This is a genomic window from Leptospira selangorensis (genome assembly GCF_004769405.1).
Taxonomy (GTDB): domain Bacteria; phylum Spirochaetota; class Leptospiria; order Leptospirales; family Leptospiraceae; genus Leptospira_B; species Leptospira_B selangorensis.
The window spans coordinates 395,906-410,096 of the sequence record NZ_RQES01000018.1 but is presented as its reverse complement, the minus strand read 5'-3'; the positions used below and the strand labels follow the sequence as shown (position 1 = coordinate 410,096).

12 protein-coding genes are annotated in these 14,191 nt (G+C 40.1%); 6 read left to right on the top strand and 6 right to left on the bottom strand.

Annotated elements, in window-relative coordinates; translation table 11 throughout:
- Window positions 1–3: 3 nt before the first annotated feature.
- Window positions 4–1,968 (bottom strand): M3 family metallopeptidase, encoded by a 1,965-nt coding sequence (locus tag EHO58_RS14335; protein WP_208728813.1) that lies wholly within the window; start codon window positions 1,966–1,968, stop codon window positions 4–6.
- A gap of 96 nt (window positions 1,969–2,064) precedes the next feature.
- Here EHO58_RS14335 and lsa23 point away from each other — a divergent pair, with 96 nt between their 5' ends.
- Both lsa23 and EHO58_RS14325 read left to right on the top strand, forming a co-directional pair.
- Complete coding sequence (gene lsa23, locus EHO58_RS14330; RefSeq protein ID WP_135680370.1) at window positions 2,065–2,664, top strand: surface adhesion protein Lsa23; 600 nt, start codon at window positions 2,065–2,067, stop codon at window positions 2,662–2,664.
- A 73-nt stretch (window positions 2,665–2,737) separates the two neighbouring features.
- On the top strand, window positions 2,738–3,913 hold the full coding sequence (locus EHO58_RS14325; RefSeq protein ID WP_135680369.1) for a MaoC family dehydratase: 1,176 nt from the start codon (window positions 2,738–2,740) through the stop codon (window positions 3,911–3,913).
- Between the two features lie 109 nt (window positions 3,914–4,022).
- Here the strand turns inward: EHO58_RS14325 and EHO58_RS14320 are convergent, their stop codons facing one another.
- Genes EHO58_RS14320 through metK form a run of 3 tightly spaced genes read right to left on the bottom strand, consistent with a single transcriptional unit; the run spans window position 4,023 to window position 6,498 of the window.
- Window positions 4,023–4,337, bottom strand: coding sequence for an ATP-dependent Clp protease adaptor ClpS (locus tag EHO58_RS14320; RefSeq protein ID WP_135680368.1), 315 nt, complete (start codon window positions 4,335–4,337; stop codon window positions 4,023–4,025).
- 41 nt (window positions 4,338–4,378) lie between these two features.
- The gene (locus EHO58_RS14315; protein WP_135626136.1) at window positions 4,379–5,338 is read right to left on the bottom strand and encodes a transketolase family protein; all 960 of its coding nucleotides are present in this window, start codon (window positions 5,336–5,338) and stop codon (window positions 4,379–4,381) included.
- Window positions 5,338–6,498: a methionine adenosyltransferase gene (gene metK, locus EHO58_RS14310; RefSeq protein ID WP_100709548.1), complete on the bottom strand. Its 1,161-nt coding sequence runs from the start codon at window positions 6,496–6,498 to the stop codon at window positions 5,338–5,340. The genes EHO58_RS14315 and metK overlap by 1 nt, the downstream gene beginning before the upstream one ends.
- A 195-nt stretch (window positions 6,499–6,693) precedes the next feature.
- Between metK and EHO58_RS14305 the strand changes: the two genes are divergently transcribed.
- The 3 genes from EHO58_RS14305 (at window position 6,694) to EHO58_RS14295 (ending at window position 10,128) form a co-directional block, all read left to right on the top strand.
- Window positions 6,694–7,092 carry a ParB N-terminal domain-containing protein gene (locus EHO58_RS14305; protein ID WP_086446566.1) on the top strand — a complete coding sequence of 133 codons (399 nt, stop codon included), beginning with the start codon at window positions 6,694–6,696 and terminating at the stop codon, window positions 7,090–7,092.
- 233 nt (window positions 7,093–7,325) lie between these two features.
- Window positions 7,326–8,132 (top strand): major surface lipoprotein LipL32, encoded by an 807-nt coding sequence (gene lipL32 / locus EHO58_RS14300; protein WP_135680367.1) that lies wholly within the window; start codon window positions 7,326–7,328, stop codon window positions 8,130–8,132.
- Window positions 8,133–8,373: 241 nt separating this feature from the next.
- On the top strand, window positions 8,374–10,128 hold the full coding sequence (locus tag EHO58_RS14295; RefSeq protein ID WP_135680366.1) for an acyl-CoA dehydrogenase family protein: 1,755 nt from the start codon (window positions 8,374–8,376) through the stop codon (window positions 10,126–10,128).
- On the opposite strand, the gene EHO58_RS14290 is transcribed toward EHO58_RS14295, so the two are convergent.
- On the bottom strand, window positions 10,120–10,881 hold the full coding sequence (locus tag EHO58_RS14290) for an SDR family NAD(P)-dependent oxidoreductase (RefSeq protein WP_135680365.1): 762 nt from the start codon (window positions 10,879–10,881) through the stop codon (window positions 10,120–10,122). The two genes, EHO58_RS14295 and EHO58_RS14290, sit on opposite strands and share 9 nt — an antisense overlap.
- Before the next feature lie 216 nt (window positions 10,882–11,097).
- On the opposite strand from EHO58_RS14290, the gene EHO58_RS14285 reads away from it, so the two are divergent.
- The gene (locus EHO58_RS14285) at window positions 11,098–13,458 is read left to right on the top strand and encodes a PP2C family protein-serine/threonine phosphatase (protein ID WP_244241199.1); all 2,361 of its coding nucleotides are present in this window, start codon (window positions 11,098–11,100) and stop codon (window positions 13,456–13,458) included.
- 6 nt (window positions 13,459–13,464) lie between these two features.
- On the opposite strand, the gene EHO58_RS14280 is transcribed toward EHO58_RS14285, so the two are convergent.
- A complete protein-coding gene (locus tag EHO58_RS14280) occupies window positions 13,465–14,154 on the bottom strand; it encodes an oxidoreductase (protein ID WP_135680363.1) in 690 nt (229 codons plus the stop codon).
- Window positions 14,155–14,191: the final 37 nt, after the last annotated feature.

Sequence of the window (14,191 nt, the reverse complement as noted above, 5' to 3'; positions counted from 1 at the left end):
CCGTTAGGCTACTAAATCATAGAGTTTTAATAGAGCATCGGGCTCAGGATCTCTTCCCAGAAAACGTTTGAATAGCACCATCGCGTTTTCGGAACCTCCCTTTTCCAAAACCTCAGTTCTATATTTTACGGCAAGATCCGTATCAAAAATTCCCTTGGATCTAAAGGCAAAAAACGCGTCTGCCGCTAAAAGTTCTGCCCATTTATAACTATAATAACCTGCAGCATATCCTCCGGAGAAAATATGGCCGAAACCATTCTGGAACTTGTTATATCCAGGAGGAAAAAGTACACTTACTTCTTTCCGAACAGTATCCAGAATATTTTGCACTTCCTCTTCCGAATATTTTTGGAGATGGATCCTTATATCAAAAATTCCAAATTCTAACTGTCGAACCACTCCCATAGCGGCCAAAAAGTTTTTAGTATCTTTTAATTTTTGGGCGAGTTCCTTCGGGATAGGTTTTCCTGTTTCATAATGGAATGCGAAGAAGTCCAAAACTTCAGGTTCATAAGCGAAATTTTCCAAAAACTGAGAAGGAAATTCCACTGCGTCCCATTCTACCCCATTGATACCACTCACCGGGGGCTCTTCTATTTTTGCACAAAGGTGATGAAGTGCATGTCCCATTTCATGGAAAAATGTTACTACATCCGAATGGTTTAAGAGAGAAGGAGCGGAATCCTTGGAAGGAGGAAAATTACAAACCACAAATGCGGAAGGAAGGATTGTTTTACCGGAAAGTTTATTTCTAGTTTCCCAATGATTCATCCAGGCTCCACCCTGTTTGTCCTTTCTTGCTTCCAGGTCCAAATAGAGTCTTGCGATAATTTCTGAGCCGTTTTTTACATGATACACTTCCGTTTTAGGATCCCAAATAGGAGCATTCGTCTTCTCGAATTGGACTCCTAAAAGTTTTTCCAAAAAAGAGAAGGTTCCCTTTACCACAGTATTCTTTTCGAAATAAGGACGGGTCAGCTCTTCATCAAAATCATAGTCCTTCTTTTTTAATTTTTCAGAAACATACGCACTGTCGAATGCTTTGAAGTCCGGAATTCCAAGTGTTTCTGCGAATTTTTTGAGTTCTGAGATTTCTTTCTCTGCTACTGGTTTGGCTAGTTTTCCAATTTTTTGTAAGAAGTCCAAAACCTGCTCTGGAGAATCCGCAACCTTAGTCGCCAAAGAAGATTCCGCATAATTTTTATATCCAAGTAATTTCGCAGATTCATCTCGGAGAGCCAGTATCTCTTCTAATATTTTACCGTTTCCTGGTGCGCGAGTTACATATGCTTTATATAATTCTTCTCTTTTGGAACGATTACTTCCGTAAGTCATATAACAATTATAACTCGGGAATTGAAGAGTGAACGTATAAGTCCCGTCTTCGTTTTTGTATAATGTCTTATCTGATTCAGGGATCTCTTTTACATCTTCTTCTGATTCGATTTTCATTTCGAAAGAATTTGTAGAGTCCAAAAGATTTTGAGAGAATTGGTTGGAAAGATCGGACAGCCTAAGTTGGATTTCTTGCAGACGATTTTTTTTATCTTCAGGAAGACCTACTCCGCCCAATTTAAATTGAAGGATTGCATCTTCTAAAACCTTGTTCTTAGGTCTGTCTAAATTAGATTTTTCTTTCTCATAAATTTGAGAGTATAATTTGAATAATTCTTCGTTCTGTCCTAGTTCAGTATAAAATTCCGTGATCTCAGGAAGTATCTCCGTATAATGTTCTTGGGTTTCTTCGCTGTTCTTAACACTATTTAGATGGGAAAGTACAGTGAACTCTTCCTGTAATTCCTCCATGGAATCATTCAGAGGGCGTATTACGGACTCGTAATTTACATCCTTCTTCTGTAAAACTTCTTCCAAAACCTTTTTAGTGTTTTGTATCTTTTCTCTCACCTTCTCCTTTTGGGCAGAAAGTGCAATTTGGGGAAATTCTCTGAATAGAACTGAGGAACTCATCGATTCCAGACTTTCTCTTCCCGAATGGAAAAGCACCTATTTTCCATCTTGACAAGATTGAAAAACTGATTCGAATTCCCCCATTCCGACCCTCTCATGAAATCTTATCTTCTCATCCTGCTATTCTTTCTTTATTTAGGCTGCACGAGTCCCCCTTTGCCTGTATTCCCAACCACAGAAGGAATTTGTCCTAAGTCGGATCTATTCCTTTTATCCCAGCCTGAGATAGATGTGCAGACTGGGAATGATCTGGTAGGGATCTATTGTCAGGCGAATATTACTCCTATTGGATTTGAATGGGAGGTTAGCCTTGTGTTTAGAGATGAGATCCACCCAAGCGCCTGGAAGGATTTTTTCTATAGAATTTACAGAAGGATACGTTATGGTAGGACCTACGACATTGAGTCGTTTTTAGTCCGATTAGAACCAGATGGTAAAACTTTCCAATTGGATTTGAAGAATGTTTACTCAGGAGACCAGATCTTCCAAGAGGACCCGGTTGTTCATAAAGACCGGATACTTTCTTCTTCCCATTTGGAAAATCTGAACTCACTGCCGATTCTCTACGTAAACACCTGGAATCATATGTTTGGGGAGAAGGATAATAATCCCGAACTTTCTAAACAAGAGATCCAAATTTCAGAGTTTCGTTTCGGATCCAGGAGCCAACTAGACGGGTATTTCGGGACTTATTGATAGGAAAAAGCCTTTTCCGACCGGAGGATCTCAAAATCCTGGAAGAAACTAAAAACGAAGCAGGAGTTCTCCTATGGCTAAAATCCCTACTTCCCCCTTCGCGGAACTAGGTCCCAAAACTCCGGTGGAAACCGGAACCGTAAAACGGGGTATTTACGGCAGATATCTGGAAGAATTTACAGAAGGTGCAATTTTCGAACATCCAAGAGAACTGACAATCGATCGTTCTTTTGCACAAGAGTTTGCTACCACTTTTATGGAAGCAAATCCACTTTATCTTTCTGCTCCTTATGCACAAGCTCATGGATTTAAGGATCTATTAGTTTCTCCTTTGATGGTGTTCAACGTGGCACTTTCTTTAGGAGTTCAAAACGATTCGGAAAAAGCACTCGCGAACCTTGGATACTATGATGTTCAATTCCTGAAACCTGTATATCCGGGAGATACTCTTTCTGCTAAAACCAAAATTATCAAAATAGATGATAAGGGTGCGGATAAACCGGGGATCGTTCATGTTCGTACAATCTGTTTGAACCAAAATAGAGAATTAGTACTCCAATACGAAAGAAAGATCATGATCTATCACTCTAACGGAAAACCGAAAGGAACTCCAAAACCGGTGATCAAAGAAACTTTCTTCCCTGAGACTGATAGCCCAGTGATCGAACTTCCTGAGTTAAAATTTCCAAAAGGTTTCGAAACTTCTACCTGGACAGATACTTATTTCGAAAATTTCGCTGCAGGTCAGATCTATATCCACCAAAATGGAAGAACAATCACCGACGAACATTTCCCTTGGACTTATAGAGTTGGGAACACTCACCCGCTTCATTACGACAAACTTTACTCTTCCGGAATTTCCGGACCAATGGGTGGAGAACCGGTCGTTTACGGAGGACTTGTATTCGCATGGTTATGTGGACTTTCTTCCAGAGACGTAACTGAAAATGTTATCTGGGATCTTGGATTCACAGAAGGATATCATACTCAACCTTCCTTCAGCGGAGACACTGTGACAGCAATCACCAGGGTTCTTTCCGTAAAAGATAGAGGAACAGAGTTCGGAATCCCTGCGGGAGAAGTTCATCTTCAATTCATCGGTCTGAAAAACATCAAAGCAAACGATGCCTTTGAAAAATTCGGAGCGGATCTATTCTTAAAAGAGAACGATAAGAAAAAACACGGTAAGGAAAAACTTCCTGAGAAAATTTTCGAAATCGAAAGAAAGATCTTAATTAAGAAGAAGTAATTCAGTTTACACTGAGTTTTCCTCACGCTAAGTCGCCAAGAACGCCAAGGATTAAAATAAAAATAACTTCGCGGTCTTTGCGGCTTCGCGTGAAAACCGCAGCTAAAAATTAACCTTCTAACGTAGCGCTCATTGAACCCTTGGATGCTGGAAGAAGCGGATCCGGGCCGTAATTTAAAATTAGATCTTGGATATGTTCTGCATGTTCTAACTCACCCGCAAACACTACCGTCTTTTTCTGGGCGTCTACTTCTACAGCGTGACTAAAGGCTTGCTCCGGAGTCATCTTGCAAACATCCATAAGCATCATAATCACATATTCGTAAGTGTGCTCATTATCATCCCATAAAACCACTCTCCAGGGTCCGCCGATTTGCGCCGGATCTTCTGTGGTGGTTTCTTCTATTGAGGGTGAGTTAGGCATGGCACGAAAAACTTATACCCGGCAAAACACCGGGTTTTTTGTTATTTGGATTGGACTGCTTTTTTCGCTAGTTCCACTATGTTTTTGGATCTGAGCCCGAAATAATCCAGAAGCCCGGACCAAGTACCGGATTTACCGAAACTGTCTTTCATTCCTAATTTCAGAACTCGAACTGGATGTTCTTCGGATAAAAATTCGCTGACTGCGGAACCGAGTCCACCGATCACATTATGCTCTTCACAAGTTACGACAGTACCGCAAAGTTTAGCATATTTTAATATAGCTTCTTTATCGATAGGTTTGATCGTAGCCATGTTCAAAAGAGTGGCCTGGATGCCTTCTGCTTCCAGTTCTTTTACTGCGATCATAGCCTCGTTCACCAGAACTCCGTTTGCGATGATAAGAACGTCTTTACCTTCTCTCATCACTTCCGCTTTTCCGATCTCGAATTTATAATTTTCTCTTTCGATCAAAGGAAGATTAGGACGGCCTACTCTTACATAAACCGGTCCTTTATAATCCGCAATTGCATGGATGATCTGTTTAGTTTCGTTATAATCGGAAGGACAGATCACTACCATTTCAGGTATGGCTCTCATAGTGGCAAAATCTTCGATACATTGGTGAGAAGCTCCATCCTCGCCCACTGTAATTCCACCGTGAGAAGCTACTAATTTCACGTTTAAGAAAGGATAAACTATACTATTACGCACCACTTCCCATGCTCTTCCGGATAAAAACATCGCGAAAGAAGAGGCAAATGGAACGTAACCTGCAAGAGCTAGTCCCGCTGCATGCCCCACTAAATTCTGCTCTGCAACTCCTACGTTGAAAAAACGATCCGGGAATGCTTTTGAGAATTTATTGGTTTTAGTAGAACCGGAAAGATCCGCGTCTAGTACTACGATATCGGAACGTTTTGCACCTAATTCGTGTAATGCGTCTCCATAACCGTCTCTGGTTGCTTTTTGATCTGCGCTAGATGCGGATACTGCTCCCATTAACCTTTCAATGCTCCTGCTTTATCAGTTCTTTCCCAGGTGAATGTTTCTCCACTTCTTCCGAAATGTCCGTAAGCAGCGGTTTCCCTGTATTTTCTTCCCTTCTCCAATAATTGTAAGGACTCGGTGATCCCTCTTGGAGTCAGTTTGAAGTTTGCTTTAATTCTTTTTACGATCTCTTCTTCGGAAAGTTTACCGGTTCCGAAAGTGTCAACATGAACCGAAACAGGCTCAGCAACACCGATCGCATATGCCAACTGAACTTCGCACTGAGATGCAAGTCCTGCAGCTACCACGTTTTTCGCGATATATCTACCCATGTATGCTGCGGAACGATCCACTTTGGATGGATCTTTTCCGGAGAATGCTCCACCACCATGTCTTCCATAACCACCATAAGTATCCACGATGATCTTACGTCCTGTCAGACCGGTATCCCCGTGTGGTCCACCGATGATGAACTGTCCAGTTGGGTTGATAAAATATTTCGTATCTTTCAAGAAGTTGGCTGGGATTACTTTCTTGATACATTCTTCAATTACAGATTCCTCAAGCTGTTTGTGAGAAACATCTGGGGAATGTTGGGTAGAAATTACTACGGTATCAATTCTAGTAGGTTTTCCGTTTTTATATTCCACAGTTACCTGAGACTTTGCATCCGGGCGTAACCATTTCAATTTGCCGTCATGACGTAATCCAGACAAATATCTAACTAACTCGTGAGAGTAATAGATAGGCATAGGCATAAGTTCAGGAGTTTCGTCGATAGCGAACCCGAACATCAAACCTTGGTCACCTGCTCCTTGTTCCTTAAACAGACCTTCTCCCTCGGTAACCCCTTGAGAAATGTCAGGACTTTGAGCATGAATATGAGAAGAAACTACAGCGAACTCGGCGTCAAAACCTAAGGAAACGTCGTTGTATCCGATATCCTTGATCACATTTCTTGCGATCTCTACAGCGTCGATTTTTCCCTTGCTAGTTACTTCTCCGGCAACTACCACGAGGTTGGTAGTCACTAAAGTTTCGCAGGCTACCCTGGATTTTGGATCCTGAGCTAAATAAGCGTCCAGAATTGCGTCGGAAATTTGGTCACAAACCTTGTCCGGGTGTCCTTCCGATACGGATTCCGAGGTAAAGATGAAGTCTTGAAGGGACATTCGATTGTAATTCCTGTTAAAATTATTTCGAAGGGGAGAATCTTCCCCGCCTAAAACTATAAACCTATGTAAGTCGTCACTGTCAAGTGAATCCGACCCGACCTTTCCCAATCCAATAGGAGTTCCGTGGGAAATTTAGTCAAAACTTGTGAAATTGATTTGTAGGATTTATACGGTGAAAAAAGCATTTCTTAGATGAAAATTCGGGTCTCCGATATTAAGGTAAAGAACCGCATTCGTAAAGATTTAGGCGACTTACATGGTCTCAAATCTTCCATACAAAACTTAGGGCTTTTGCATCCGATCATTATCGACCTGGACAATAAATTAGTCTCTGGCGAAAGACGCCTGGAATGTGTGAAACTTCTGGGCTGGGAATATGTTGATGTTCGAATCGTAGATGTAAGAAGTAAAAAAGAAAGAGTTTTGATCGAAGCCGAAGAAAACAATGTACGGCTACCGTTTACCCCTGAAGAACAAGAAAGGGCCCAAAAGCTATTAAGAAGGTATTCCCATACTGGGATCCTTGGTAGATTGTTTGCCTGGTTATTGGATCTTTGGGAATGGTTTTGGTCCTGGCTTTTCAAAAACTAAACTAAATCACCTATCCATCATCCCCTCATTCAAAACGTTTCTGTTAAGAGACCTGGAAATTTTTTTACTTACCAAATGGAACTTGTTATATGATCCTGTTGAGACGTAAAATTACCGCTTTGTAAAAATTTTGCACCGCAAAAGAGGCGTAGGAAACAAAAATTTATTAATTAGATTTACAAAAAGGAATCTCTTCTCTATCTTGAGCAATCCATACCAAGGAGATCTCTCGAATGAAAAAATCTTCGATCCTTATAATCTCCACCGCTATAATGGTCAGCTTTGCTGCATGTATCGGTGGACTTCCCGGCCTACAAAGTAATTTCTCGGTCGGAGAACAAGACATTCCAGGAGTAGGAGTTAAGAAGCTTTTCGCACCTTATTCTGAAACTGTGAACTATTGGGGATACATCAAACCAGGACAAGCCGCTGACGCAGTAGTAAACGGAAAGAAATCATATTTCCTTTTTGTTTGGGTTCCAGCAGCTATCGTTGAATTAGGTGTTCGTCTAATTTCCCCTACCGGAGAAATTGGTGAGCCATCTAGCGGCGACTTCCAGAGCGAGGCTTTCAAAGCTGCAACTCCAGAAGAAAAAAGCATGCCGAACTGGTTCGATACTTGGATTCGCGTAGAGCGCTTAGCAGCTATTATGCCGAACCAAATCGAAGGAGCAGCTAAAGGAAAAGCTCTTCAAAATCTTGGCGACAATGATGATGGAGACGATACTTACAATGAAGAGCGTCACAACAAGTACAACTCTTTACTTCGTATCCAAATTCCTAATATTCCAAAAAGCTTGGATGAACTTAAAAACATCGACACTAAAAAACTTTTAGTTCGCGGTTTATACAGAATTACCTTCACTACTTACAAAGTAGGCGAAGTTAAAGGTTCTTTCGTAGCTACTGTTGGAGTTCTTGGCCCTCCAGGTGTTCCAGGTCTTTCTCCTATTCTTCACGCAAACCCAGCTGAATTGCAAAAATTGGCTGTTGATGCAGAAGAAAAATTGAAAGCTGCAGTTGCTGGAGACAAGAAGTAATCCTTCTTACCCAGCTTTGCTTAAAGCCGAAAGCCGTCGGGTAAAACCGGCGGCTTTTTTTATGTTCTTCTCTCTTTAGCTCTTTTCAACTCTGCGCCTCCTTTAAACGAATACTGTTCATTTCTAAAAAAAGGAGAGATTCCTTTCTTTTTTCCCTTTCCAGATACAAATCATAAAATAAGGCTTCCTTAAGAAACGTAATCACACTGAACAAAAGTTCATTTTTATTCGGAGAATATCCATGCTCGAAAATAATTATTTCTTAGAGAACGAAGACTTAAAACAATATTTCGAATCCTTAATAGACTGGGAAGAAGTAGTAGAAGCTTTCGAACAAGGATTTTCGGACAAAAAAGAATATGAAAAAACCGGAAAAGAAGAACTTTCATTAGCCCCGGGAAGTAAAGAAGAAGCCATCGAATTTTATAGATCCGTATTAGAATCTGCGGGAGAGATCGCGGGAAAAGAAGTGGCGCCCTTCGCTCAAAAAATGGATGCAGAAGGTTTAATATACGAAAAAGGTAAAGTTAAATTCCCAAAGGAAATGATAAACGCAGTCAATCAGGTGAAAGAAGCCGGAATTCTTCCCTATTCTATAGGACGCAAACATGGCGGATTGGGACTACCTTGTACAGTCCAAGCAATGCTTATGGAAATATTTTCCAGAGCAGATGGTTCACTTGCGATCGCTTTAGGATGTATGAACCTTGCCGAGACAATCGAAAGATTCGGTTCGGAAGAAATGGTACAAGCTTACGTACCTAAAATGGCAGCCGGAGAACTATGCGGCGCAATGGCACTCACAGAACCGAATTATGGATCAGATCTTCCCAACTTACAAACAAAAGCTATCAAAGGAGAAGATGGAGTCTGGAGAATTACCGGTACCAAAAGATTTATCACTCATGGCTGCGGATTCGATGATAAACCTTCTATCATTCTTACATTAGCGAGAACAGGAAGTCCAACCAGCGGCGCAAGAGGGCTTTCTTTCTTTATAGTAAAAAGTGAAGACGTAGAGATAGCAGGAATAGAGAAAAAAATGGGATTACATTGTTCCCCCACCTGCGAGGTAGTCTATGAAAACACTCCAGGTATATTAATTGGAGAAGAAGGTTACGGACTTGTAAAATATTCCATGGCAATGATGAACGGCGCAAGACTTTCCATCGCAGGACAGGCAATGGGAATCGGAGCCGCAGCCTATTACGAAGCAAAAAAATATGCAGATGAAAGAGAACAATTCGGCAAGAAGATCAGAAATATCCCTGCAGTGAAAAAAATGCTGGATCTAATGGACAAAGAAATCCTAGCAATGCGTTCCATTTTACAAGAAGCTTCCAGATCTATAGACCTATATCACTGGAAATCCGAAAAAATGAAAGAATCCGGTATAGACGAAAGGAAAATCAAAAAGGACGAAGGTCTCAAAAAATGGGAGAAACTCGCCAATTTATTCACTCCATTATCCAAATATTATATTACTGAACAGGCAAATAAGATCGCATTCGACGCACTCCAAATTCACGGAGGAGCCGGTTACACTTACGATTACGATATTTCCAGGATCTATAGAGATGTGAGGATCACTAATATTTACGAAGGAACCACACAATTGCAGGTTGTGGCAGCCATTGGAGGAATTGTTACTGGTCTCGGAACAAAAGGTATCTTAAGACAATATCTGGACGAGGAAATGTCCAGCTTCTCCCCTTCTATAGAATTGATAGAAAATCGCAAAAAATTAGAAGAATCCCATGAACTTTATCTGTCTCTCGGAAATGGAACATCCAAAGATGAGGTTGCTTTCGAGCTAGTAGAATCCGCAACCAGAGTTATCATAGGAGTGATCCTGGAAAGAGGTCTGAAAAAGTTGGATGGGGACTCCAAAAGAGAAAGAGTGGCTCTTGTTCATTCTTATAACCAAGATAGTACCGCTCTATTAGAATATAATAAAATCCGTATTGAGAATAAAAAGAGCCCTGCCCTAGTTTAGAGCTCGTTTACGTTTCCAGTTCTCAATGATCTGATAAATTCGAAGTGGATAGATCAAAAATCTGTCTAAGAACATCATCAGGGTAAATATTTTAGAAGGTAATACTTTCTTTCTATTCCAGCGAATCCCAGATACAACCGCTGAGGCAACCTGCTCAGGGGTCTGGGAAGGAAAAGGCACAGGCACCTTCTTACCGGCAGAGTCGAAAAAATTCGTCCGAGTAGCGATCGGATAAACGATCATCAGTTTATGAGGTTTTTTTAATTCGAACTGAAATGCTTCTGCAAAGGAATGTACTGCAGCCTTTGTTGCAGAATACAACGCATAACCAGGAATCGAAAGAAAACTCATAGCTGAAGCGGTGATGATATAATATACAGGATTTGAATATTCTGCCTGGACTTTTTGTAATCCGTAGAGTGCTGAAAAGACGTTTGTCTGGAAAATTTTCTCCATACGCTTCCAATCAGGCTTTTTAATTTCCTCATAGTAAGCAAAACCAGCGTTCGCATAAAAGATATCAATACCGCCCAAAACCTTTTCGGCTTCCTTAAAAATTTTATCCACAGATTCCGAGGAAGAAACATCACATTTAAATTTTTTTACTCTATTATCCGGAACATCTAAGCGAGAAGGATCCAGATCTACCGCTAAAATTTTGACACCTTCGAATTTAAGAAGTTTGAGTAAAGTCTCCTTTCCTATTCCAGATGCGGCTCCGGTGATCACGATACGTTTACCTTTAATATCCATCTTCCCTTCCTTTTAGATCTTGGAGAAATTAATTTAATCGGACTATTTGGAAAGCAAAATATCCGATCAAGACAAATGAATGTAAACAACTGTTCACAAAAATAAAATCCAATCGATTCTTATCGACGTAATACTCTTTATGATATCCACATCTTTCTATAAATTATTCTGCATTAGATAAAGAGTAGTAGGAAAAAATTTCTTTCATTGCAAAATATGTTCAGAAGGATCGTTACGTCTTATTCTTCTGTATTCCATAAAGATCCGGAACATTCCAGGATAATCGAGATGACTCAGAGATATTTTTATCGTCTTTTTGAGACGATTCACAAAAAGATTTCCTATACTTTTTCCATTGTAGCATTCTCCCTAGCGGGTGGTTGGTTTGGAGCGGTTTACGCCTTTTTCTTCGGATCTGCTACCATTCCGATGTTTGCTTTTCAAACCCATTATATAATCGTCCTTTGTTTTGTATTCGCGACCCTACTTGTGACTATATTACATGGTGTCCAATATGGATTGCTCGCACCAATAGGCATTTCAGGAATTGAAGCACATATCATAAGGATCAACAGAACACTGAATCCAACTCATTCTATACGTAGGAACTCCTCGGAAGAGTTGGATGTAATTTTATCTGATCTGATACGCCTTCCTTTACATAACATGATATCCGCATTCTGCTACGGAAGTTTTGTCCTTCTCTCCAGCGTTATTCCCTATTTGTTATTTGATTATAACTTAAAGGAACTTTTATATATATTCTTAGGATGGCTTGCTGCGGTTTTTGTATATTGCGGATTTAGTTATATAATCACCGATTATATAACCGGCCCAAAAAGGGTAATGTTAAAGAAAGTTTTGCTTAGTAGATCTTATTCTTCCAATTTCCCTTCCGGATTTTTAGGTCTTAAAGGGAAATTCGGATTTTTACTTTCTTTAGTATTATTATCTCTCACAATCCTAGCGGTTTACGTAGGCCTGAGACCGGATTCTTATTTAGAGATCGCATTCTTTATCGGATTAACCTTTTTTGCAGCAACCACACTGATCATTCTATATTTCCAATCCATCTCTACTACTTTAGAGCAGATCGGAAAATCTGCAAATGATCTTGCCGCTGGAGGGCCAGGAAAACTTCCTTTAGTCTCGATCGATAGGGAATTTTTAGGATTTGCGAATGATTTCGCGAAAGCCACAGGAGAGATAGGAAGGATCAGGGAACATCTACAGTCTTTAGTAGAAGAAAAAACTTCTGAACTCAGAGAAACATTACGGACCGTAGAAGAACTTAAACAACAACAGGATGGGGATTATTTTCTTACTTCTCTTTTAATCAAACCTTTAGGGATCAATCGAACCACTGGAAGAAAAGCAAAAGTCGATTTTCTAATTAAACAAAAGAAGAACTTCGTATTTAAAGGAAAAGAAAGTGAGATAGGCGGAGACATTTGTATCGCGCAAGAAATCCTTCTAAGAGGAAAGGAATACACAGTATTCTTAAACGCGGACGCAATGGGGAAATCTCTGCAAGGAGCAGGTGGGGTTCTTGTTCTTGGAGCGGCATTCCACTCCATTCTACAAAGAACTTTAACGAATGAAAATACCTACTCTCTTTACGCCGAAAAATGGATAAAGAATGCATTTACTGAATTGCATAAATTATTCCAAGGTTTCGACGGAAGTATGTTGGTTTCTATGGTCTTAGGTGTTTTAGATGAAGAGGCAGGCATATTATACTATATTAATGCAGAACATCCTTGGTCCGTCTTATACAGAGATGGAAAAGCTTCTTTCCTAGAAGAAAGTTTGCAATATAGAAAATTAGGAACTCCAGGCATGGAAGGAAGTTTAAGTGTAAAAATTTTCAGACTCCAGCCGGCAGATATTTTAGTGATAGGATCCGACGGAAGAGACGATTTAGAGATCCCTACAAGATCGGGAGAAAAAACAATGAACGAGGATGAATCCTTGTTTATGAAAATAGTAGAATCTTCCGAAGGTAATCTTCAAACTATTCTATCCAATTTGGAATCAAGAGGAAGGATTACAGACGATCTTTCACTTTTGCGGATAGAATATGATCCAGGCAAATCCTTAAATAAAACAAAGGCCGGAAAGGGAGTCCATAATCTAAGCAAAAAAGCAAGAGAGTTCTTAAGGAATAAAAATATCCCTGAAGCAATTCTTACAATAGAAGAAGCCTTAAACCTTTCTCCGGAAAACCAAATATTAAAGAGGGATTTAATCAGACTCCATTATAGAAATGGAAATTATCAAGAGGCTTGTTCTCTTATGGATTCCTATGTGGAGGAAAATCCAGGTGATACAGATATAATCTATACCGCTTCTTTTTGTTTCAAAAAGATCGGAAATTACAATCGTTCTTTAGAGCTCGCAGAAAGGATACAACTTCGTAATCCAGGGATCCCGGCAAATCTAGCACATATCGCCGATTTAAATCTGAAATTGGGAAGATCAGAAAAAGCGGTTAACTATGCTAAACTAAGCCTCGAATTAGACCCTCAAAACGAAAACGCTTCCGAGATCTTAAAAAGATTAAACGGAAAATCTTAATCAAAACTATATTAAATTTTCTAGATTCCCTCGAGCGGAAGAAGATCCTAATGTTGCGATCTTATCCGATTCTATAATATGATTTCCTTTTTTACCCGACCAGGCTAGGTTCACCATGGACTTAGCAACCGTCTTTGCATGAATGGATCTATATTTTTTCAGCGGGCCCAAAAGTAGAGGATTGATCAAAAAAGCAAGTTTAGACCCGATCTTCTCCCCTAACCTGAATTCTTTTCTATCTCCTTCTAAAAGAGAAGGTCTGAAAATCCCGAAAGTTTCGAAGCCAAGTTTGGAAATTTCTTCTTCTACTTCTCCTTTTACCTGATTATAAAATACGAAAGAATTTGGATCTGCACCCAGTGCAGTTACTATAAAGAAAGATTTTACGCCCTTCTCCTTTGCGACTTTAGCAAAACGCAATGGATACTCTAAATCTACTTTTTTAAAATTCTCCTTAGAGCCCGCTTTGCCGATCGTAGTCCCCAAAGTGCAGAACGCATCCGTCACACCTGGAGGAAACTCATTCAGCTTTTCCCAATCTGCAAGGATCAATTCCAATTTGGAATGAGTCCATTCCAAAGGTTTTCGGACCAGAAGATAAACCTTATCCCAGGACGGATCTATCAATAATTCTTGCACAAGTTCTCCGCCGACGAGCCCAGTTCCGCCCGCAATGATTGCAACTCTATGGTTCATTCTTCCATCCTGTTCTGCCCAAGATTGATTGATCTGG

What these genes read in the sequence shown, in the direction of transcription:
- EHO58_RS14320 (WP_135680368.1), bottom strand. Translation starts at nt 4,337, where the DNA reads ATGCCTAACTCACCCTCAATAGAAGAAACCACCACAGAAGATCCGGCG.
- EHO58_RS14335 (WP_208728813.1), bottom strand. Translation starts at nt 1,968, where the DNA reads ATGAGTTCCTCAGTTCTATTCAGAGAATTTCCCCAAATTGCACTTTCT.
- EHO58_RS14290 (WP_135680365.1), bottom strand. Translation starts at nt 10,881, where the DNA reads ATGGATATTAAAGGTAAACGTATCGTGATCACCGGAGCCGCATCTGGA.
- lsa23 (WP_135680370.1), top strand. Translation starts at nt 2,065, where the DNA reads ATGAAATCTTATCTTCTCATCCTGCTATTCTTTCTTTATTTAGGCTGC.
- EHO58_RS14280 (WP_135680363.1), bottom strand. Translation starts at nt 14,154, where the DNA reads ATGAACCATAGAGTTGCAATCATTGCGGGCGGAACTGGGCTCGTCGGC.
- EHO58_RS14315 (WP_135626136.1), bottom strand. Translation starts at nt 5,338, where the DNA reads ATGGGAGCAGTATCCGCATCTAGCGCAGATCAAAAAGCAACCAGAGAC.
- EHO58_RS14305 (WP_086446566.1), top strand. Translation starts at nt 6,694, where the DNA reads ATGAAAATTCGGGTCTCCGATATTAAGGTAAAGAACCGCATTCGTAAA.
- EHO58_RS14295 (WP_135680366.1), top strand. Translation starts at nt 8,374, where the DNA reads ATGCTCGAAAATAATTATTTCTTAGAGAACGAAGACTTAAAACAATAT.
- metK (WP_100709548.1), bottom strand. Translation starts at nt 6,498, where the DNA reads ATGTCCCTTCAAGACTTCATCTTTACCTCGGAATCCGTATCGGAAGGA.
- lipL32 (WP_135680367.1), top strand. Translation starts at nt 7,326, where the DNA reads ATGAAAAAATCTTCGATCCTTATAATCTCCACCGCTATAATGGTCAGC.
- EHO58_RS14325 (WP_135680369.1), top strand. Translation starts at nt 2,738, where the DNA reads ATGGCTAAAATCCCTACTTCCCCCTTCGCGGAACTAGGTCCCAAAACT.
- EHO58_RS14285 (WP_244241199.1), top strand. Translation starts at nt 11,098, where the DNA reads ATGTTCAGAAGGATCGTTACGTCTTATTCTTCTGTATTCCATAAAGAT.